Origin of the sequence: [Clostridium] cellulosi (genome assembly GCF_036762875.1) — a bacterium.
GTDB classification, from domain to species: Bacteria; Bacillota; Clostridia; order Oscillospirales; family Ethanoligenentaceae; genus Ruminiclostridium_D; species Ruminiclostridium_D cellulosi.
The window spans coordinates 1-20,430 of record NZ_JBAIZF010000004.1; the positions used below are offsets into that span (position 1 = coordinate 1).

Consider the following 20,430-nt stretch of genomic DNA (forward strand, 5'->3'; position numbering starts at 1 on the left):
ACTTCTAAACAAAAAACATGGCCTACAGGGTATTTCCTTATCCCTAATAAACCATGTTTCCTAAAAGTACTTTATTTACTCCCTCTCAAACATTTGAAAAATGAAAGGAGTTTATTTGATGTAGACAACCTTAAAAAGCCGCTTAAATTTCACTTCTGCCTTCAAGTGCCTTTAATAGGGTCACCTCATCTGCATATTCAAGTTCACCGCCCGCGGGCAGCCCATATGCTATACGGGTTACCTTTACCCCAAGCGGTTTTACAAGACGTGATACATACATGGCGGTAGCTTCGCCTTCAACGTCCGGATTTGTGGCCATAATAATCTCTTTTACCCCGCCGTTTTTGATACGGGCGAGCAATTCCTTGATTTTAAGCTGTTCCGGACCGATTCCGTCCATTGGCGAGATAACGCCGTGCAAAACATGATATAACCCGTTGTAATCACGTGTGCGTTCGAACGCCACGACATCGCGCGGGTCCTCTACAACACAGATTATTGAACTGTCCCGAGAGGGGTTTGAGCAAATACCGCAGACCTCTGCGTCGGTCAGATTCTGGCATATTTTGCAGCAGTGCATACTCTTTTTCGCTTCTACAATAGCGCGGGCAAATTGGTCCGCCTGCTCCTGCGTGCCATTGAGAATGAAAAATGCCAGTCGCTGCGCTGTTTTATGCCCGATTCCGGGGAGGCGCTCAAACTGCTCAATAAGCTTTAGTAATGGTGCCGCGTAGTATGCCATACTCGCTCCTTAAAACAGCCCGGGCAAGTTTAGCCCCTGTGTTACCTTTGACATTTCTTTTTCAGATTCTTCATCAACCTTGCGGATAGCCTCGTTGACCGCAGCGGCAATCGTATCCTGCAGCATTTCGATGTCATCAGGATCTACAATTTCAGGTTTTAATTCGATAGCTTTGATTTCCCGCTTGCCGGTAATGGTGACCTTGACCATGCCGCCGCCGGAAGTTACATCAAAAGTCTTTTGCTCAAGCTCTTGCTGAATTCGAGCCATTTCTTCCTGCATTTTCTGCGCCCGTTTTATCATGCTGTTCATGTTTGAAACGCCGCCGCCATATCCCTGCGGTAATCTTGCTTTCATACAAAAACCTCCAAAACCTAAGCTGATATTATTACTGATTTATTTTTCCTTAACCTCAATGCCGGCCTTGCTTGCGTTTTCAATAATCTCGTCAAGCCCGTCCGGTTTCTGCCTCTTTGCAGTCTCAAGTCCCTTTTTAAAGATACCCACTTTATATGGTTTGCCGGTAATACGCCTTATTGTATCGACGAGGGGCCGCTGGTGCTCCTGACTTCTGATAAGTCCCGCGAAAAGCGTGTTGTTCGGGTCGATGAGCACAAATCCGCCCCTTATAATCGCCGAGGACTCCCTCAAAACGCCAAACAACGGCGGGTCGCTCTTTTTCAGCTCCTCCAAAATCTCTGCCCAGCAGTCAAGAGGAACGTCTGCGCTTGAATCCGTCGACGGCAGCCCTTCCCTTGGCGGGAGGCCGCCCAAAGGTTCTTGTTTTGGTCGGCCGCTTTCAGCCTTCTCAATCTTCGGCTGCGGCGTTTCCGCCGGAATCTCTTTCGGCGCGTCCTGAACTGGCGGCGCGGCAGATTGTGCAGCTGATGGTGCAGCGGGCGCCGCAGTGAAATTACCGGATTTGAGCTTTTCTTCAAGCGCCTCAATCCTGCGCAGAAGCGCGGCCTTTGAGGTGTCAAGCTCCGGATTGCAAAGCCGGAGCAAGCATGTTTCAATATATACCCTGCCGGATGAGCTGCGTTTGAGCAGTTCAAGCGTCGATTGCAGCGTGTCAAGGGCATGCAGAATGGCTTCAAGTGAAAATCCGTCTGCTGTCTTCTGCAGTCTTTCGCGCTCATCGGTACGGCAGTTTATCACTTCAAACGGGTCCTTGACTGATTTGACAATCATAATGTCTCTAAAATGCGCAATCAGCTCTTCACAGAGCCTTTCCATATCCTTAGCATAGGCATAAAGCCTGTCAATAACACTAAGAGCCGCGGCGCTGTCTCGGTTTTTCACAGCGTCGGACAGCTCAAAAAGGTATTCCCGGGAAGTCAGCCCTGCTGTCTGCGCAACTCTTTCCTCGTCAACCGTACCGCCGATACCGGCGCACTGGTCGAGCAAAGACAGCGCATTTCTAAGGGCGCCGTCAGAAATCTTCGCTATCATCTCAGCGGCGGCGGGAGTGAGGTCGATTTTCTCCTGCTGCGCCACATATTGAAGCCTTGCGACGATATCCGGTATCGGAATCCTCCGGAAATCAAAGCGCTGACATCTCGACATTATTGTTGCCGGAATCTTATTAACCTCAGTTGTCGCAAGAATAAAAATAACATAGGCGGGCGGCTCCTCAAGCGTTTTCAGCAGGGCGTTGAACGCGCCTGTTGAAAGCATATGCGCCTCGTCTATGATATAAACACGGTATTTTGAGCTGGCAGGTGTGTAAACCGTCTCCTCCCTTAGCTCACGGATATTGTCGACGCCGTTGTTGCTCGCAGCGTCAATTTCTACAACGTCCAAAAGGCTGCCAGCATCAATGCCGCGGCAGTTTTCACATTCATTGCAGGGGTCGCCGTCGTGAGGGTTAAGGCAATTTACAGCCTTCGCGAATATTTTTGCGCAGGTAGTCTTACCGGTCCCCCTCGAGCCGGTAAAAATGTAGGCGTGGGCAATCCTGCCCGCCGCAATTTCATATTTGAGCGTCGCTGTAATATTTGGCTGCCCCGCAACGTCCTCAAACACGCGAGGCCGCCATTTGCGGTAAAGCGCCTGATACGTAAGACAGACCCCCAAATAGTAAAATAGTGATAATGCTCCCGAACATGCAGGCAAAGACAAATCCCGCGGCGCCCGGCGAAATCCGCTTAATGCTGCTCGGTTCCCCGCCTGACATGGTTCACGGCACGCCGCCGCACGGGCTGCCCTCACCTGCATGTTCCGGCGCACTATCACGCCGACCCAATACATTATAATACATCACAACGGATAAGGCAACCGAAATTTTTATCCTGACACGCAAATTTACATAGAAGTCAAAGCCTTTTTAACTAAAATTTAAAAAAATGCTTGCAAAAATTCCGATTTTAATATATCCTTTCATTATAGCCGCTTATTTGGAATATATTGGTATCATATGCTTTGATATAAATCTACAACGGAGGAATTAATTTGGGCATAGATTGCTGCCCTTGCAGCAAAAAGAAATGTCCGCGCCGCGGTGACTGCGCCGCATGCAGGGAACATCACAAAACTTCCAGATACCTTCCCGCCTGCGAAAGAAATACACTATTTGAACAAAAAAAGAAAGCGCGATAAATAAAAAAGGAGAGTAAACAGATGGGGCTCAAAGTTGAAAATGCTTCAAAACGGTTAGGCGGAAAAACCGTAGTGGACAACCTTTCCTTTGAACTCGACAAGCCCGGCGTTTTTGGGCTGTTGGGAACAAACGGCGCCGGAAAAACCACTACAATCCGCATGATTCTGGGCATTCTTGAAAAAGACAGCGGAAACATTACTTGGAACGGCAAGCCTGTAAAACGCGAGGATGTGCGCTTTGGATATCTGCCGGAAGAGCGCGGGCTTTACCCTCAGATTAAAGTGCGCGACCAGTTGCTTTATTTTGCTAAACTGCGTGGGCTGAGCCGCGAGAAAGCCCTTAAAAACATTGACTATTGGATGAAAAGGCTCAATGTCACCAAATACTATGATATGCGCGCCGAGCAGCTTTCAAAGGGCAATCAGCAAAAGATTCAGCTTATACTTTCCATACTGCATGACCCGGACCTTGTGGTGCTCGACGAGCCTTTAAGCGGCCTTGACCCTGTCAACGCCGACCTGTTTAAATCGGTAATACTTGAGCTTGTGGAAAAAGGAAAGTATATCGTAATGTCAAGCCACCAGATGACATCAGTCGAGGAATATTGCCGCGACATTCTGCTGCTCGTCGACGGCAAAACCGTGCTGTCCGGCAATCTGCGTGAAATCAAGCACAGCTATGGGCGCAACAACCTTTTTATCGGCTGTGATTACGATATTATTCCAAAGGCTACAGAATTGGGCATGACACTTGTCAACCGCACCGCCTCTGGTTTTGAACTGCATATCAAATCAGAAGAAAGCGCTTATTCGCTGCTCAAGTATCTGCTTGACCAAGGCGTCGCCATTGATAAATTTGAAATCCGCGAACCTACGCTGCATGAAATATTTGTGGAAAAGGCGGGTGAACGCAAATGAAGCGCATTTTAACCGTTCTGGGCTTTACATTTCGGGAACAGGCACGCAAAAAGTCCTTTATAATCAGCACCGTTATTACTTATCTTCTAATTATTCTCGTCATGTGCATTCCGAACATCGTAAACGCATTTTCTAATTCATCAGATAGCGGCAGCACATCAGGCGGAAAAAAGGGCATTGAAAAAAGGGACGTTTATGTTATCGACGTCGGAGGCTTATTTTCTGGCAGCACCGACATCTTGTCATCCGCCTCGGACAAGCTCAATTTCATATTCAAAGAGCCATCGGAAAAATCCGCTCTCATAAACAAGATAAAAGATAACGGCGATTTGAGCCTCATTGAGCTTACTTTAAACAACGGCGTCCCATCGTTTAACCTTTATGTGAAAAGTGTAATGAGCAACGCATCAAGCGGCGACGAATTGGCCTCGGTTGTCCGCAGAGCGTATAATACTAAGGTGTTAAAGGAAGCAGGAGTGGCGTCCCAGGTTACTGATAAGGTTGCCGCAGATATAAGCTATTCAAGTATTCCCGTCGGGAAAGGCACTATAGGCGGCATGTTCGGCAGCTTTGCCGTAACAATTTTGCTGTTCTTCGCCATATATATGTTTGGATACTGGGTTGCCATGTCGATAGCGTCGGAAAAGACTTCCCGCGTCATGGAAGTCCTCATTACCTCAACAAAGCCGTCCCATATCGTCATCGGAAAGAGCCTCGGCATGGGACTGCTCGGGCTGTGCGATATGCTGGGCCTTATTATTGTCGCCGCCATCGGATACTTCTTTGTCTACCCAAAGGATTTTGCGCTCGGCGGCATGTCCATAAACCTCGGCTTTTCACCTATGGCTGTAATTATGATGATCGTTTACTTCATCTTCGGATTTGCCCTTTACGCGATGTTTAACGCTGTATGCGGAGCTACTGTCAGCAAAGCCGAGGACATACAGCAGGCGGTTATGCCTATCTCCATAATCTCCATCGCGTCGTTCTATTTTGCCTATATGACGTCAATGTCGCCGGAAAGCCCCGCCGCAATAGCAGCCTCTCTCATTCCGTTCAGTGCGCCGTTTTCAATGCCATCGAGAATGGTTTCCGCCAATGTTCCGGCGTGGCAGATTATACTTTCCCTGCTCCTTCTTGCCGCATCTGCTGTTTTAATGTGCTGGATTTCAATAAAACTCTACTCCTCTGCGGTTCTTCACTACGGCAAGAGGCTTAAGATATCAGAACTTGTCCGCATGTCAAAGTCTAAATAAACTGCAAATGAATAAGTCTTAAGCGTACTGGATATAATTTTATTAACGTCTATTAGGGAGTTGGGGACATGAAAGCATTTATTGATCGGGACGGCTGCATTGCCTGCGGGCTTTGCGTCGAAACCTGTCCTGATGTATTCAGATTCGCTGACGACGGTTTCGCGGAGGTTTATGTCGACGACGTGCCGGCAGGCCAAGAGGATAAGGCAGTTGAAGCTCAGGAAAACTGCCCGACCAGTGTTATTACCGTTAAAGAAGAGTGATTTAGGCAAAATTATACCGCTATACTGTATAAGCCTTCCTATTTAGCGGAAGGCTTATACTTTATTCCAAAGTTTATTTTGATATCAATATATATGCGGATTTTACTGATTTTGGTCTGGTTTTTATTTAAATTACATAATTTTTGAAATATCCAAACATGAACAAATATATGTTTTACTTGTTGTATTTATATTTCCAGTGTGATAGAATTATGCAATTAAATTAATCAAAAGAATTGGTGGTAGTAAATGATTAATTTAAAAGATATTTTGATCGGGAAACCAGTAAAATACAGTGAAATGTCAAAGGAAAAGTTATCCCGCGTTTGGGGTCTTCCCATAATGGCTTCAGATGCCGTTTCCTCCGTTGCTTACGCTTGCGAAGAAATATTGCTTGTGCTGGTTCCGGCTGTTGTAGCGCTTCATGCCCCCCAGCAGACAGCATATCGCTATGTTCTCGGCGTAACTCTGCCTATTATTCTGCTCCTTCTTATCCTCGCATTTTCATATTCGCAGATAATAGACCATTATCCAAACGGCGGTGGAGCATATGTTGTTTCAAAAGAAAACCTCGGCAAATACCCGTCGCTTCTCGCCGCAGCTGCGCTTATCATCGACTATATCCTGACAGTCGCCGTTAGCATATCCTCGGCCTCGGCGGCTATTGCATCGGCCTTTCCGTTTCTCAACAGCTACAAGATTGAGATGTCTCTGATTTTTGTCGCCATTATAACCCTCGGTAACCTGCGCGGTGTACGAGAATCCTCAAAAATGTTTGGTCTGCCAACCTACATATTCATCTTCTCAATGCTTATTATGGTCGGGACAGGACTGTTCAGAGTTTTCACCGGTACACTTCATCCTATTGTCTATGATTCGGCACAGCACATCAGCAATTTGAAGGATACCGCTGAGGGCATCGGCGCCTTTATACTGCTGAGAGCCTTTGCTTCCGGATGCTCCGCCCTCACCGGTGTTGAAGCTGTCAGCAACGCTGTTCCGAACTTTAAGGAACCGTCTCAGCGAAACGCCAAACACGTGCTGTATATGCTCGCCGGTATCATTATGCTTATTTTCGGCGGAACCACAATCCTTGAATACAACCTGCTGGTTATCCCACAATCCGGCGTTACGGTAATATCCCAGATTGCAAACGCGGTATTCGGCCATACATTCATGTATTACGTCATTCAGATATTTACAGCACTTATCCTCATCCTTGCCGCAAATACCTCTTATAATGGTCTTCCTTTTCTTTTATATATTCTGGCCCATGACGGCTATGTGCCGAGACAGTTCTCACACCGCGGCACAAAACTCAGTTTTTCAAACGGCATACTGGTCATCTGTTTTGCGGCGGCAATACTGATTGTCGTGGCAAAGAGCAATGTCCACAACCTTATTCCAGTCTATTCCATAGGCGTTTTCATATCCTTTACCCTGTCCCAGTACGGCATGTATAAAAAATGGATTAATTCAAAGGCAAAAGGCTGGCAGTATAAGTCTTGGATAAACTTTTTCGGCGCGTTAATTACGTTAATCTGCCTGTTCGTCGAAATTATTGCCAAGTGGACAGAAGGCTCATATATACTCCTTATCGTCCTGCCGATTCTTATTTTCTTGATGATAAGGATAAAGAAGCATTACACTTATGTCGGCAAACAGCTTGAACTTAAAGAGTTTTACCCATACTATGACAGCAAAAAGTCGCATAAGAGCCAGTGCATTGTACTCGTTCAGACCATAAACAAATCGCTGCTTAAATCCCTCAACTACGCCAACTCGATTTCGGACGATATTGTAGCGCTCCATATCTGCCGCCACCCCGACCATGCTGAGGAACTGCGCAAACAGTGGGACAGCCTCCATCTGCCTATTAAACTTGAGGTAATCCTGACGCCCTATCACGATATCATAAAGCCGCTGGACGAGTATATCTGGGAACGCGAAAGCAAGCTGGACCACGGCGAAAACCTCTCGGTCATTATTGTAAAGTTTATCTCAGAACACTGGTACGACGCGATACTGCACAACCAGACAACATACTTTATCGAGCGTATTCTCAGCCGCCACAAGAACGTCTCGTCAATCATCCTGCCCTTCCATTACAGGCCTGATGTTCAGCACACGCCGGACGACATCGAATACATCGAAAAGCGGCTGGGCGGGTCGGACGATGAAAAAGACGATGAGAAAAAATAATATAAGAGTTTAAACTGCTTAAATCTTCAGCAGGGCATATTCAAAACCTGAATATGCCCTGCTTTTTTATTATTCTCTTAAAGGTTAAACCACACTCCGATTGGCGCCGCAGATTTTTAACCATAGGCAGATAAATTGTCGAAAACATTCGCTGTCTGCCCCCTTTTAAATCTCAAATCCATAAATTTTAACTTTGCAAGAATAAATCGGCAAAGATTACTGGATAATAATTGGGACAAATTGATTTTGTCCGCAAGAATCATTATCCGTTAAATCACATTCGCTTTAATTGTTAAATTTTTACTTAACTTTTATTTACACGCTCACGGCAAAGTGATAAGATATAAGGTGAGTGGAAATAAATGCCATAAAGATATTTAAAGTAAGGGGGAATGTTCCATGGCAAGAATGATGAAAACCATGGACGGAAATACGGCTGCCGCACATGTTGCCTATGCCTTTACCGAAGTTGCAGGTATATATCCTATAACGCCATCATCCGTTATGGCTGAACTCGTGGACAAATGGTCTGCCGAAAACCGGGAAAACATATTTGGACAAAAGGTCAGCGTCGTGGAAATGCAGTCCGAGGCAGGCGCGTCGGGAACTGTTCACGGGTCGCTTACAGCGGGCGCCCTGACAACCACATTTACCGCGTCACAAGGGCTTCTTCTGATGATTCCTAATATGTATAAGATCGCGGGTGAGCTTCTGCCCGGGGTTATCCACTGTTCTGCCCGCGCGGTGGCGTCCCACGCGCTTTCCATCTTTGGTGACCACAGCGACGTTTATGCCTGCCGTCAGACCGGATTCGCCATGCTCTGTTCCGGCAACGTGCAGGAGGTTATGGATCTTGCCGCCGTCGCCCACCTTTCAGCGATAAAAGGCAGGGTGCCTTTCCTGCATTTCTTTGACGGTTTCAGAACTTCCCATGAGGTACAGAAAATAGAGGTCTGGGATTATGAGGACCTCAAGAGCATGGTAGATATGGACGCCGTCGAAGCCTTCAGAAAGCGCGCCCTTAACCCGGAACACCCGGTGCTGCGCGGAACGGCCCAGAACCCCGATATTTTCTTCCAGGCGAGAGAGGCTTCAAACAGCTATTACAATGCCCTTCCGGCTGTCGTCGAGGAATACATGAACAAGGTAAACGCCAAAACCGGGAAGGACTATAAGCTGTTCAACTATTACGGTGCCCCCGACGCGGAAAATATCATCATCGCCATGGGTTCCGCATGCGATACCATTGAGGAAACAATAGATTACCTGAACGCAAAAGGCGGGAAATACGGCCTTGTCAAGGTGCACCTCTACAGGCCCTTCTCGGCAAAGCACCTGATTGCCGCTATTCCAAAGACGGTCAAGAAAATTTCCGTCCTCGACCGCACCAAGGAGCCGGGTGCCTTAGGCGAGCCCCTTTATCTTGACGTCACCGCCGCACTTGACGACAGCGAATTCAGCGATATCCCGATTTATCAGGGGCGCTACGGCCTCGGCTCAAAGGACGTGACACCCGGCCAGATCATCGCTGTTTACCGCAACGCAGAAGCCGCTGCTCCAAAGAAGCATTTCACAATCGGTATTGAGGACGACGTAACCAACCTGTCCCTTGAGGTCACTGAAAACCCCGACACCACCCCAGAAGGTACCCATTCCTGCAAATTCTGGGGCCTCGGTTCCGACGGTACGGTCGGCGCGAACAAAAACTCCATTAAGATTATCGGTGACCATACTGACCTGTATGCACAAGGTTACTTCGCATACGACTCCAAGAAGTCCGGGGGCGTTACGATCTCACACCTGCGTTTCGGCAAAAAGCCTATCAAGTCAACTTACCTTGTGAGCAAGGCAGACTTTGTCGCCTGCCACAATCCTTCCTATATCGACAAATATGAAATGGTCGAGGACTTGAAACCGGGCGGCATATTCCTTTTAAACTGCCAGTGGGATCAAGCGGAGCTGGAGAAACACCTGCCCGCAAGGGTAAAAAGGTTTATTGCAAAAAACAATATTCAGTTCTACACCATTGACGGTATCGGCATTGCAAAGGAAATAGGCCTCGGCGGCCGTATCAACACGATACTGCAGGCTGCGTTCTTCAAATTGTCGAATATAATTCCGGCCGACGACGCCATCAAGTTTATGAAGGACGCCGCGACAAAGTCCTACGGCAATAAGGGCGAAAAGGTAGTCGCGATGAACCATGCCGCAATCGACCGCGGCTTTAACGAAACAAAACAAGTAAATGTGCCGCCGGAATGGGCAAACGCCCAAGACGAGCCTGAGGAAAAGGTTGAGGTTCCGGGTGACCGCCCCGAACTCGTCGATTTTGTCAGGAACATTCTTATCCCCGTCAATGCCCAGAAAGGCGACAAGCTGCCTGTCTCCGCCTTCAAGGACGCGGCAGACGGCACATTCCCGCAGGGCTCGGCGGCTTATGAAAAACGCGGTATTGCTGTTGACGTGCCGCAATGGATACCCGAAAACTGTATCCAGTGCAACTTCTGCTCCTATGTATGCCCACACGCCGTTATCCGCCCTGCTGTCCTCAACGAAAATGAGGCCTCCAACGCGCCGGCAGGCATGAAGATGAAAGCGATGACCGGCATGCCGGGCTATAAGTTCGCCATCACCGTTTCAGTGCTCGACTGCACTGGCTGCGGTTCTTGCGTAAATGTATGCCCGGGCATGAAGGGCAACAAGGCCCTTGTTATGCAGCCCCTCGACAGCCAGATAAAGGAGCAGGCCAACTTTAACTACGGCCACGCCCTGCCGGAAAAGCCAGAAGTGGCGGCTAAATTCAAGGTTGACAGCGTAAAAGGCAGCCAGTTCAGGGAACCGTTGCTCGAGTATTCAGGCGCCTGCGCGGGCTGCGGCGAAACACCCTATGCAAAACTCGTCACCCAGCTTTTCGGCGACAGGATGTATATAGCCAACGCGACCGGCTGTTCCTCTATCTGGGGCGGTTCGGCGCCCTCAACGCCTTATACTGTCAACAAGCGCGGTTTCGGCCCGGCATGGGCAAACTCGCTGTTTGAGGACAACGCAGAGTTCGGCTATGGCATGTTCCTCGCCCAGCAGCAAATCCGAGACCGCATTGAAGCCAAACTCAAACAGCTTGTGGATTCGGGCGTAAGCAGTGAAGTAAGCGAGGCAGCAAAGACCTGGACAGAAACCAAAGAGAACGGAAGCGCAAACCGCGAAGCTGCGGACAGGCTCATCCAGGCCCTTGAAAAGATAAAAGATAACCCGCTCGCCGCACAGATTCTCGAGGTTAAGGAATTCATCGCCAAGAAATCAATTTGGATTTTCGGCGGCGACGGCTGGGCATATGATATCGGCTTCGGCGGCCTTGACCATGTTCTCGCGTCCGGCAGAGATGTCAATGTTCTCGTATTCGACACCGAGGTTTATTCAAATACAGGCGGACAGTCATCTAAGGCGACCCCGGCCGGTTCGGTTGCGCAGTTTGCCGCGGCCGGCAAGTCTACAAAGAAAAAGGACCTCGCCGGCATGTTCATGAGTTACGGCTATGTCTATGTCGCCCAGGTTTCAATGGGCGCCGACTACAACCAGTGCATCAAGGCGCTTGTTGAGGCCGAAAGCTACAACGGGCCGTCCATTGTCATCGCCTATTCGCCCTGCATCAACCACGGTATCAAAGGCGGCATGGGTATCTCAATGACAGAGGAAAAACGGGCGGTTGAATCCGGCTATTGGAACCTGTTCCGCTATGACCCGAGACTTGCCGCCGAGGGCAAAAACCCGTTTACACTCGACAGCAAGGCACCGTCCGCCTCTTACCGCGACTTTATCATGGGAGAGGTGCGCTACAACTCCCTGACCCGTACTTTCCCAGAAAGAGCGGAAGTTCTCTTTGCCCAAGCGGAAAGGGAAGCAAAAGAAAGATACGAGAGACTCCTCAAGAAAGCGCAAGGATAATAAAAAGCGTGTCTCTGATTTTGTCATTTATATACGCGAAAATCCCCCGAAAGACTTCTCTTCGGGGGATTTTCATGTCTATAAGCATGGCGTTGTTTCCCAACATTGCGAGGCCTATTCTTCACAATAATTTCCAAGAAAACTGAAGAACGGCAGCTCTTCACTGAAAGCGCCCAGAAGCTTCGCCGTTTTTTGCGCTTTCAGATTGCCTATTACATCAACATAAAAGTAGTACTCAAACGGTGTTTTCGGGTCGGGCCGGGACTCGATTTTTGTAAGATTAAGCCCGTTGAGCGCAAACCGACCTAAGGTGCGGTAGAGGGAGCCTGTAATATGAGGCAGCGAAAAGACGAGGCTTATCTTATTTGCGTTGTCCGGCAGTTCAAATTCTTTTGAGACTGCAATAAACCTTGTGCAGTTGAGGTCTGAGTCCTGAATTGATGGAGCAATTATATCAAGGCCGTACAGATGGGCGCAGTCGGCAGAGGCAATCGCCGCCTTGCTTTTATCGCCGCACTCGGCCACCATCTTTGCCGCCAAAGCCGTGTTGATGTACGGAATCTTGTTTATTCTCGGGTGCTGTTCTAAAAACGAGCGGCACTGCGGAAAGGCATGGGGATGTGAATAGACATTTTTTATATCAGAAATGGACGCTCCGCGCACGCCGACCAGACAGTGCGTCACCGGCAACTGGAGCCCTTTTGCTATATAGCACTTATATTTGAGCAGCAGGTCGTAAACATCTATAACAGAACCCGCCGTAGAGTTTTCCACCGGCAGCACACCGTAATCGGCAGAGCCGTCCTGCAGCGCGCATAAAACCTCGTCCCATTTTTCGACAAACTGAAGCTTGCCGTCGGGATACATCGTCGCTGCCGCTTTGCCCGCAAATGAGCCGGGGACGCCCTGCACCGCCAAGCGGGGCGACTCCACCGGTTTCCGCGGCGATTTTATTTCATTAAAAAAAGCGTTATCCTTGTTGCTTTCGATGGAAAGTATGTCGCGCTGCCTGCTGCGGCTGAGTTCCATAATGAAATTCGTGAGGGCGACAGTATACTGCGCATATTCTTCCGGCGCAGTTTTTTCCGCCTTTGCAAGCACTTCTTTTTCACGCGCAGTGTTCAGTATGGGGATTCCTTCGCGCATCTTGATTCTGGCAATATCATCCGAGACTCTCATCCGTTTTAAAAACAGTTCAAAAAGCAGGGAATCGATTTTGTCAATCTCTTTTCTGGCTTCATCAAGCGTCATATCGGGAACCTCCAAGCATTAAATCGAGCATGCAAAATGATGTAAGCGCTTCCACTACTGGAACAGCCCGCACGGCGACACACGGGTCATGTCTGCCTTTAATCTTTAACTCGGCGTTGCATTTTTTCTCAAGGTCAACGGTTTTTTGTTCTTTAAAAATGGACGGCGTTGGCTTGAACGCAGCGCGGAAAATAATAGGCATGCCTGTCGTTATGCCGCCGAGGATACCGCCGTGATTGTTGGTTTCGGTCTTTACCTTTCCGCCCTCAAAGCGGAAAGCGTCGTTGTTCTCGCTGCCCCTTAAATGGGCGGCGGCAAATCCATTGCCAAACTCGACTCCTTTTACCGCAGGGATACCGAAAATCGCGGCGGAAAGCCTGTTTTCAACGCCGCCGAAAATGGGGTCTCCGAGGCCGCTGGGCAGTCCCATCGCCGCACATTCGACAATGCCTCCGACGGAATCGCAGGACATTCGGGCTTCTTCAATTGCCGCCCGCATTTTCGCTTCCGCCTCAGGGTTGATTACAGGGAAGGCGGAATGTGAAAGCCGCTCTAATGTCTCGATCCCTGGGTCAACGGGGTCAAAAGGTGTATCACAGGTGCCTGCAATGTCGAGAATATGGGCACCAACCGTTACCCCGCGCCTTTTTAATATCGTCCTGCAGATTGCTCCGGCGAAGACCATAGGCGCTGTAAGCCGCCCGCTGAAGTGGCCGCCGCCGCGAAAATCGCTGAATCCGCCGTATCTGGCGACAGCGGAAAAGTCCGCGTGTCCGGGGCGGGGAAACCTTTTTATATCATCGTAATCCGAGGAATGGGTGTCGCTGTTCCTTATGACGGCGCAAAGCGGGGTTCCCGTCGTGTGTCCGTCAACCACGCCGGACAAAATTTCCGGTATGTCGCTCTCCCGCCGCGCAGTCGTCGTTTTGTCCCTGCCCGGAGCTCTCCTCGCCATTTGAGCCGCTATCTCGTCAAAATCTATGGGTTCGCCGGCGGGCAGCCCGTCAATTACGGCGCCTATACCTACCCCGTGGGATTCTCCAAATATAGAGAGTTTAATATTCTCACCTATCATTGACGACATAAGCGCTGCCTCCCAAGCTGTTGTAGTCCTTAAAGAAATCCGGGTATGATTTATTTATGCATTCGCAGCCGTTTATTATGACCTGCCCGCGGCTGCGCATAGCGGCTATCGCCAGCGCCATCACGATTCTATGGTCATTGCAGCCGTCGGCAGTGCCCCCGCGCAGCTCATCTACTCCTTTTATAATAAGCCCGTCCGCGGTCACTTCAACATTGGCACCGAGCGCGCTAAGCCCCTTTGCGATACACTCGAGCCTGTCGCTTTCCTTTATCCTTAACCTTTGCGCGCCGCGGATAACTGTAGTCCCTTTTGACAGCGCGGCAACAGCAGCGATAGGCGGCACAAGGTCCGGAATCTGCGAGGCGTCTATCTCGCACCCCGAAAGGATGCCGCTTCGGGCGCCTTTTGGCGTGACCTTTGCCCCGAATTTAGCCATAACGTCGAGCATTGCCTTGTCGCCCTGCTTGGAATCGGGATTGAGCCCATTGCAGGAGATGTCAGCGCCGAGCGCGCCAGCCGCTATCCAAAAAGCTGCCTGAGACCAGTCAGCCTCCGTTTGAAAATTACAAGCAGTATATTTTTGATTTCCTTTTACAAAATATGACCCGTTTCTGCATTCTATTTCGACGCCAAACCGTTCCATCACGTCTATCGTCAGGTCAACATACCCCGACGATTCGAGCGGCGTCGTCAGTTTTATCACGCTGTCGCCCGGAAGGAGTGGCAGCGCAAGCAAAAGCCCCGTAATAAACTGCGAGCTTATGTTCCCGGGCAGCGAGAACTCGCCGCTTTGGAGCTTGCCGGAGATTTTAAGCGGCAGGCCGCCTTCTGTCTCGCAGCTTACCCCCGCCTTGGGCAGACATTCGAGATAAGGCCCTATCGGGCGCTCAGGCAGCCTTCCTTTGCCGGTGAAAGTTATTTCACTGCCGCTCACCGCCGCAACGGGAATCATAAATCGAAGTGTCGAACCTGATTCCAAACAGTCTATTTTTGGCTTAATTGTACGAAAAGTATTGCTTCCGTCCACTGTAATACGGTTTTCGGAAACCGTCACCCGCGCGCCTAACGCCTCAACCGCCCCGATCGTCGCCTTCATATCGTCTGACATGACAAAGGGGGCTATCTCGGTTCTGCCGACCGCGAGGGCAGCGCAGATTATAGCGCGGTGCGCCGCACTTTTGGACGGCGGCGGCGTAATACTGCCTTTTAGTATACGGGGAGTAATAACTGCACGGCTCATTATTCAACCTCCGAGAAAAAACGGTTAAACTCGCTGTCGCTCACGCGGTATAGGTAGCCTTCGCCGATGTCATGGAGCAACACCAGCGTTATCCCGCCGGCGGAGCGCTTTTTATCGTTCTTCGCGGCCTTTAATATCTCGCTTAAAGGCGCATCGCAAGAAACGGGCAATCCGTTCTTTTCGATGACCCGGGCTATCTTTGAGGCGGTGCCGGGCTTTGTCAGGCCCCGCCTTTCGGCAAACTGCGTTATCGTCACCATGCCGATTGCTACAGCTTCCCCGTGGGTATATTTTTCGTAATTATAAACCTTTTCTATCGCGTGTCCCAGCGTATGGCCGAAATTCAAAAGCATGCGCTCGCCGCTTTCCCGCTCGTCACGCTCGACTACGCGCCTTTTTATGTCTATGTTCCGGCAGATAAACTCCGCGTCCACCTGCATTCCGTCACACAATCTTTCAAACAGCGTCCGGTCTTTTATCAGCGTATGTTTTATCGCTTCCGCCATGCCGTCGGCGAATATGCGCTTATCAAGCGTCTTCAGCGTATCAGGGTCGCATATCACCAGCCGCGGCTGCCAGAAAGCGCCGACAAGGTTCTTGCCTTCACAAAGGTCGACAGCCGTCTTACCGCCGATGGAGGAATCAATTTGCGCGAGAAGCGTGGTCGGCACCTGAATAAAGTCCATTCCGCGCATGAATGTCGCCGCGGCAAACCCGGCGACATCGCCGACTACCCCGCCGCCCAGAGCGATAATTACATCGGAGCGGTTAAAACCATTCTGAGCGAGGAATTCATAGATTCCGATGAGGGTTTTGTGGTTTTTAGAGGTTTCTCCGGCGGGAAAGATATATGTCTTGACGCTAAACCCCGCCTCTTCAAGTGAATTCTTAACCGCTTCAAGGAACAGGGGCGCGACATTGGTGTCCGTAATCACAGCGGCATTTCTCGCTTTTGTGACCTTTGCCGCCAGAGCCCCTGTTTCCCGTAAAAGCCCGTTTTCGACGATTATGTCGTATGGGCGTCCGGTGCTGACATGAATTATCTCGCGCTTCATATAAACCTCCATTAAATTACATTATGTAAAATATTTTTATGGTTCAACAAGATGTATTATTTATCGACACTATCCTTTATTCTCCGTGCTTCTGAGAGCAATTCAAAAAGGGTATTTTTGTCGCCAGCATATGCTGCGTCCCGCAATTTCTTCATATTATTAATCATTATGTCGATTTCACAGCACAGTTCCTCTTTGTTATCGATAAAAAGCTGCGACCAAAGTTCGGGGGTTATATGGGCGACGCGCGAAACATCGCGGTAGCTGCCCGCGGAAAAACCAGAGTGTTCAGGACAGGACGGGCTCATTACATAGGCACAGGCGAGGATGTGCGGGAGCTGAGAGGTAAAGGCGATCATGCGGTCATGGTGCTTCGGCGTGGTTACGACTACTCTCTCGAAACCTGCTGTTTTAATCAGCGCGGACAGCTTTTCTATTACCTCTTCCGACTCGGCGGGGCGCGGCGTCAGAATAAAGCTTGCCCCTTTAAACAGCTCGGCAAAGGAGGCGGAATAGCCTCTGTATTCCGTTCCCGCCATCGGGTGCCCACCGATAAACGTAAAGCTGCCTTCCAAATCGGAATTATACAAGCTTTCGCAAATATGCCCTTTTATCCCGCAGCAGTCCACTACGACTGCTCCTTTTTTGAAATTAGGGGCGTTTTTCTTTACAAAATCAATTATGGCGTCCGGATAAAGGGCGACGAAAATATAATCGCAGTCAAAAAGCACATCAGGCTGTGTGTCAGCGCAGTCAACAGCTCCTTCTTGCCGAGCGCAGTCAATCGTCTGTTTGTCTATATCAAAACCAGCGACGCAGAACCCTGCTCTTTTAAAGGCCTTGGCAAGCGAACCCCCGATAAGTCCAAGCCCCGCCACGCCGATTTTAAAGTCGGTAAAGTCATCTTCTATATCCATCATTCTATGCTCACTTCCTAAAGTTCAGATTGTGCGGTCTCCAATAGCGGCATATTTTTTTACCATCTTCATCACATTGTCAAACTGGTCCGGAGTAAGGGACTGCGCCCCGTCTGACAGCGCCTTTTTGGGGTTGTTGTGCACCTCTATCATCACGCCGTCGGCGCCGACCGCAATGGCCGCTTTTGTGAGAGGCTCGACCAGCCATGGAAGCCCCCCGGCATGGCTCGGGTCAACTATTACCGGCAAGTGTGACAAGCGTTTGAGCACAGGGACGGCACTGATGTCGAGGGTGTTGCGGGTATAGGTTTCAAACGTACGGATACCGCGTTCACAAAGAATAACATTCTCGTTGCCGCCGCTCATAATATACTCCGCGCTCATTAAAAGTTCCTCAATTGTATTGGCTAGCCCGCGTTTTAAAAGAATCGGCTTATCAATTTTGCCCAGCTCCTTGAGCATTTCAAAGTTCTGCATGTTGCGTGCGCCGACCTGGATTATGTCGACGTCCTCGAACAGGGGCAGGTGCTCTACGCTCATAATCTCAGTGACAATCGGCAGACCTGTCTCGCGGCGGGCAATTTTTAAAAGCTCCAGGCCCTCTGCCTTTAGCCCCTGGAACGAATAAGGCGAAGTACGCGGTTTGAAGGCCCCGCCCCGTAGGAAGTTGGCCCCGGCGGCCTTGACGCGCTTGGCCACCTCGATTATTTGCTCCTCGCTTTCCACTGAACACGGCCCTGCAATGACTGCAAGAGATTTGCCTCCAATGTCTACGCCAGGCTTGATATTTATAACCGTATTCTCAGGATGGAATTTTCGGTTTGCCTTTTTATATGGTTCCTGAACACGCTTTACCGCCTCGACAATATCCTGCGCGGCGATAAGGTCGGCGTCAATGGCCGAAGTATCGCCCAAAAGCCCTATAACTGTCGAATGCGTACCGACAGATACGTTCAGCGTAACGCCGTAACCCTCCAGCATCTGCTTAAGTTCATCCACTTTTTCCTGAGGTGCATCATTTTTAATTACAACTATCATAAATATGCCTCCATATCCTGCTGTTCTCGCTTAGGTTGACCGGTCACCCAATATAATTAATGCGTACGCAAAGATTACTGAATAAAGGTAAATAAAAAGCGGAGACTCGTTTCCATGAGCCTCCGCAATAAAGTTTATCCAACAATATCCAGCATACTCATGGACCTAATTTCTTGCAGCAAAAATAACCCGCGCTAAAGTAATAGCCCAGGTAAAACCAACCATAAAATTTGTTTGCTGCTGAAATTGCCATAAAGCACACTGCTTTCCTAAGATGTTATTTACATAATAATATAATTGAATCTGGGTGTCAAGAATTTCTGTAAATATTTTTTCCTTTTGATTACTTTCTAAAATTATCCATAATGCCTTAATATTCGTGTTCAATCACTATTTTATTCCTCATACTGAATTTTGTTGAATAGTGAAGCGCCCTGCTTTTATATGGGCTATAATCACAAAAACCGCATAGATATTATATAAGCTTGTTTGCGGACACCTATCCGTTCTAATTATTTAACAAAGGAGACGACACCGTGGAAGAGATTTTGTCACGAGCCGCCTCGGCAGTATGGGGTATACCGTTGATTGTTCTGCTTTTCGGAACACATATCTTTATGACCATCCGCCTTCGGGGTTTACAAAGGCATGTATTTTACGCCATCCGCCTGTCAGTTTCCAAGGAGGAAGGCGCCTCCGGCGATGTCTCGCCTTTTTCAGCATTGATGACAGCACTTGCGTCTACAATCGGCACAGGCAATATTGTCGGTGTGGCGACTGCCATCGCGGCGGGCGGGCCGGGAGCCGTATTCTGGATGTGGATATCCGGTATCTTCGGCATGGCAACAAAGTACGCGGAGAGCCTTTTGGCGGTGAAATACCGCGTCAAGGACAAAGACGGGAACATGTCGGGCGGGCCGATGTATGTCCTTGAACGGGGCCTAAAAATGAAGTGGGCGGGAAAACTGTTTGCCCTATTTACCTGCATTGCGGCACTCGGGATAGGCTCAATGGTGCAGGCCAATTCGATATCCACGGTGTTCAAAACAGTTTTTGGCGTGCCCTGCGCTGTATCCGGCGCTGTGGCAGCAATCCTCGTGGGATGCGTTATCATCGGCGGCATTAAAAGCATAGCCCGCGTCTGCAACCTTATCATTCCCGCGGCCGGGATAACATTTATCCTGAGTAATCTGATTATTTTGTTTATAGGCAGGTCGACTATTCCGTATACGCTGATGTTGATATTAAAATCAGCATTTCATGGCCAAGCCGCATTCGGAGGGTTTGCCGGCGCCGCCGTCGCCTCAGCCATGAGGTTTGGGATTTCCCGGGGGCTTTTTTCAAACGAGGCGGGGCTCGGTTCCGAACCGATAGTCGCAGCGGCCGCTCAGACAAAGAGCCCAGCCCGCCAAGCACTTATCTCCATGACCGGGACATTCTGGGATACTGTGGTGCTTGCCGCCCTTACCGGGATTATGATAGTCAACTCCGGCATGTGGCTTACCGGTGCGAGCGGAGGGGAGCTTACCTCAATGGTGTTCAACATACTGCCCTGCGGAAATATAATTCTCGCCCTATGCCTTTTTACTTTCGCATTCGCAACCTGCATAGGGTGGTCATATTACGCCGAAAAAGCAGCGGAATACCTTTTCGGCAAAAGGTCAGTAAAGGCGTATAAAGCCTTGTATGTGATATTGATTTTCATAGGTGCAGTTTTTTCACTGGGTGCTGTTTGGAACTTTTCGGATATCAGCAACGCGCTGATGGCAATACCCAACCTTTTCGCCGTAATTACGCTGAGTGGCGTAGTCGTGGAAGAAACAAGAAAAGCAGGGCTCATAAAACAATAATAGAGGTAATTACCACGGGTTATTTTCCGCATCTGCTATAAAAAATAGTTCTGGGTTTAAATATTTTTATTAAA

15 protein-coding genes and 1 other RNA gene are annotated in these 20,430 nt (G+C 49.3%); 6 read left to right on the plus strand and 10 right to left on the minus strand.

The window, feature by feature from the left end; genetic code table 11:
- Positions 1–142: 142 nt before the first annotated feature.
- The 4 genes from recR to ffs all read right to left on the minus strand — a co-directional run bounded on the left by recR (position 143) and on the right by ffs (position 2,951).
- A complete protein-coding gene (gene recR / locus V6C21_RS01505; RefSeq protein ID WP_034842584.1) occupies positions 143–742 on the minus strand; it encodes a recombination mediator RecR in 600 nt (199 codons plus the stop codon).
- Between the two features lie 9 nt (positions 743–751).
- Positions 752–1,099, minus strand: a complete 348-nt coding sequence (locus tag V6C21_RS01510) for a YbaB/EbfC family nucleoid-associated protein (protein WP_034842583.1) — start codon at positions 1,097–1,099, stop codon at positions 752–754.
- 39 nt (positions 1,100–1,138) lie between these two features.
- Positions 1,139–2,863 (minus strand): DNA polymerase III subunit gamma/tau, encoded by a 1,725-nt coding sequence (dnaX, locus tag V6C21_RS01515; protein WP_479268160.1) that lies wholly within the window; start codon positions 2,861–2,863, stop codon positions 1,139–1,141.
- An RNA gene (gene ffs, locus V6C21_RS01520) (signal recognition particle sRNA small type) lies at positions 2,853–2,951 on the minus strand. The genes dnaX and ffs overlap by 11 nt, the downstream gene beginning before the upstream one ends.
- A 410-nt stretch (positions 2,952–3,361) precedes the next feature.
- On the opposite strand from ffs, the gene V6C21_RS01525 reads away from it, so the two are divergent.
- The 5 genes from V6C21_RS01525 to nifJ all read left to right on the plus strand — a co-directional run bounded on the left by V6C21_RS01525 (position 3,362) and on the right by nifJ (position 11,921).
- Entirely contained in the window at positions 3,362–4,258 is an 897-nt protein-coding gene (locus tag V6C21_RS01525; RefSeq protein WP_479268161.1) for an ABC transporter ATP-binding protein, read from the plus strand.
- Entirely contained in the window at positions 4,255–5,514 is a 1,260-nt protein-coding gene (locus V6C21_RS01530) for an ABC transporter permease (RefSeq protein ID WP_034842579.1), read from the plus strand. Before V6C21_RS01525 ends, V6C21_RS01530 begins: the two co-directional genes overlap by 4 nt.
- A 68-nt stretch (positions 5,515–5,582) precedes the next feature.
- Positions 5,583–5,777: a ferredoxin gene (locus tag V6C21_RS01535; protein ID WP_034842578.1), complete on the plus strand. Its 195-nt coding sequence runs from the start codon at positions 5,583–5,585 to the stop codon at positions 5,775–5,777.
- 249 nt (positions 5,778–6,026) lie between these two features.
- A complete protein-coding gene (locus V6C21_RS01540; protein WP_479268162.1) occupies positions 6,027–7,979 on the plus strand; it encodes an APC family permease in 1,953 nt (650 codons plus the stop codon).
- Positions 7,980–8,378: 399 nt separating this feature from the next.
- A complete protein-coding gene (gene nifJ / locus V6C21_RS01545) occupies positions 8,379–11,921 on the plus strand; it encodes a pyruvate:ferredoxin (flavodoxin) oxidoreductase (RefSeq protein WP_034842576.1) in 3,543 nt (1,180 codons plus the stop codon).
- Between the two features lie 114 nt (positions 11,922–12,035).
- On the opposite strand, the gene V6C21_RS01550 is transcribed toward nifJ, so the two are convergent.
- Genes V6C21_RS01550 through aroF form a run of 6 tightly spaced genes read right to left on the minus strand, consistent with a single transcriptional unit; the run spans position 12,036 to position 18,506 of the window.
- Positions 12,036–13,172, minus strand: coding sequence for a bifunctional chorismate mutase/prephenate dehydratase (locus tag V6C21_RS01550; protein ID WP_034842573.1), 1,137 nt, complete (start codon positions 13,170–13,172; stop codon positions 12,036–12,038).
- Positions 13,162–14,256 carry a chorismate synthase gene (aroC, locus tag V6C21_RS01555; RefSeq protein WP_034842570.1) on the minus strand — a complete coding sequence of 365 codons (1,095 nt, stop codon included), beginning with the start codon at positions 14,254–14,256 and terminating at the stop codon, positions 13,162–13,164. The genes V6C21_RS01550 and aroC overlap by 11 nt, the downstream gene beginning before the upstream one ends.
- Positions 14,237–15,496 carry a 3-phosphoshikimate 1-carboxyvinyltransferase gene (gene aroA, locus V6C21_RS01560; RefSeq protein WP_479268163.1) on the minus strand — a complete coding sequence of 420 codons (1,260 nt, stop codon included), beginning with the start codon at positions 15,494–15,496 and terminating at the stop codon, positions 14,237–14,239. Before aroA ends, aroC begins: the two co-directional genes overlap by 20 nt.
- A complete protein-coding gene (aroB, locus tag V6C21_RS01565; protein ID WP_034842564.1) occupies positions 15,496–16,551 on the minus strand; it encodes a 3-dehydroquinate synthase in 1,056 nt (351 codons plus the stop codon). Before aroB ends, aroA begins: the two co-directional genes overlap by 1 nt.
- 56 nt (positions 16,552–16,607) lie before the next feature.
- Entirely contained in the window at positions 16,608–17,471 is an 864-nt protein-coding gene (locus V6C21_RS01570) for a prephenate dehydrogenase (RefSeq protein WP_479268164.1), read from the minus strand.
- Between the two features lie 21 nt (positions 17,472–17,492).
- The gene (gene aroF, locus V6C21_RS01575) at positions 17,493–18,506 is read right to left on the minus strand and encodes a 3-deoxy-7-phosphoheptulonate synthase (protein ID WP_034842562.1); all 1,014 of its coding nucleotides are present in this window, start codon (positions 18,504–18,506) and stop codon (positions 17,493–17,495) included.
- Between the two features lie 536 nt (positions 18,507–19,042).
- Between aroF and V6C21_RS01580 the strand changes: the two genes are divergently transcribed.
- Positions 19,043–20,356, plus strand: coding sequence for an alanine/glycine:cation symporter family protein (locus V6C21_RS01580; RefSeq protein ID WP_479268165.1), 1,314 nt, complete (start codon positions 19,043–19,045; stop codon positions 20,354–20,356).
- Positions 20,357–20,430 lie beyond the last annotated feature (74 nt).

Excerpts from the sequence above, each read along its gene's own strand:
- V6C21_RS01525 (WP_479268161.1), top strand. The coding sequence starts at position 3,362 with ATGGGGCTCAAAGTTGAAAATGCTTCAAAACGGTTAGGCGGAAAAACC.
- aroF (WP_034842562.1), bottom strand. The coding sequence starts at position 18,506 with ATGATAGTTGTAATTAAAAATGATGCACCTCAGGAAAAAGTGGATGAA.
- V6C21_RS01550 (WP_034842573.1), bottom strand. The coding sequence starts at position 13,172 with ATGACGCTTGATGAAGCCAGAAAAGAGATTGACAAAATCGATTCCCTG.
- V6C21_RS01540 (WP_479268162.1), top strand. The coding sequence starts at position 6,027 with ATGATTAATTTAAAAGATATTTTGATCGGGAAACCAGTAAAATACAGT.
- aroA (WP_479268163.1), bottom strand. The coding sequence starts at position 15,496 with ATGAGCCGTGCAGTTATTACTCCCCGTATACTAAAAGGCAGTATTACG.
- V6C21_RS01535 (WP_034842578.1), top strand. The coding sequence starts at position 5,583 with ATGAAAGCATTTATTGATCGGGACGGCTGCATTGCCTGCGGGCTTTGC.
- V6C21_RS01530 (WP_034842579.1), top strand. The coding sequence starts at position 4,255 with ATGAAGCGCATTTTAACCGTTCTGGGCTTTACATTTCGGGAACAGGCA.
- recR (WP_034842584.1), bottom strand. The coding sequence starts at position 742 with ATGGCATACTACGCGGCACCATTACTAAAGCTTATTGAGCAGTTTGAG.
- V6C21_RS01510 (WP_034842583.1), bottom strand. The coding sequence starts at position 1,099 with ATGAAAGCAAGATTACCGCAGGGATATGGCGGCGGCGTTTCAAACATG.
- nifJ (WP_034842576.1), top strand. The coding sequence starts at position 8,379 with ATGGCAAGAATGATGAAAACCATGGACGGAAATACGGCTGCCGCACAT.
- aroC (WP_034842570.1), bottom strand. The coding sequence starts at position 14,256 with ATGTCGTCAATGATAGGTGAGAATATTAAACTCTCTATATTTGGAGAA.
- aroB (WP_034842564.1), bottom strand. The coding sequence starts at position 16,551 with ATGAAGCGCGAGATAATTCATGTCAGCACCGGACGCCCATACGACATA.
- V6C21_RS01570 (WP_479268164.1), bottom strand. The coding sequence starts at position 17,471 with ATGATGGATATAGAAGATGACTTTACCGACTTTAAAATCGGCGTGGCG.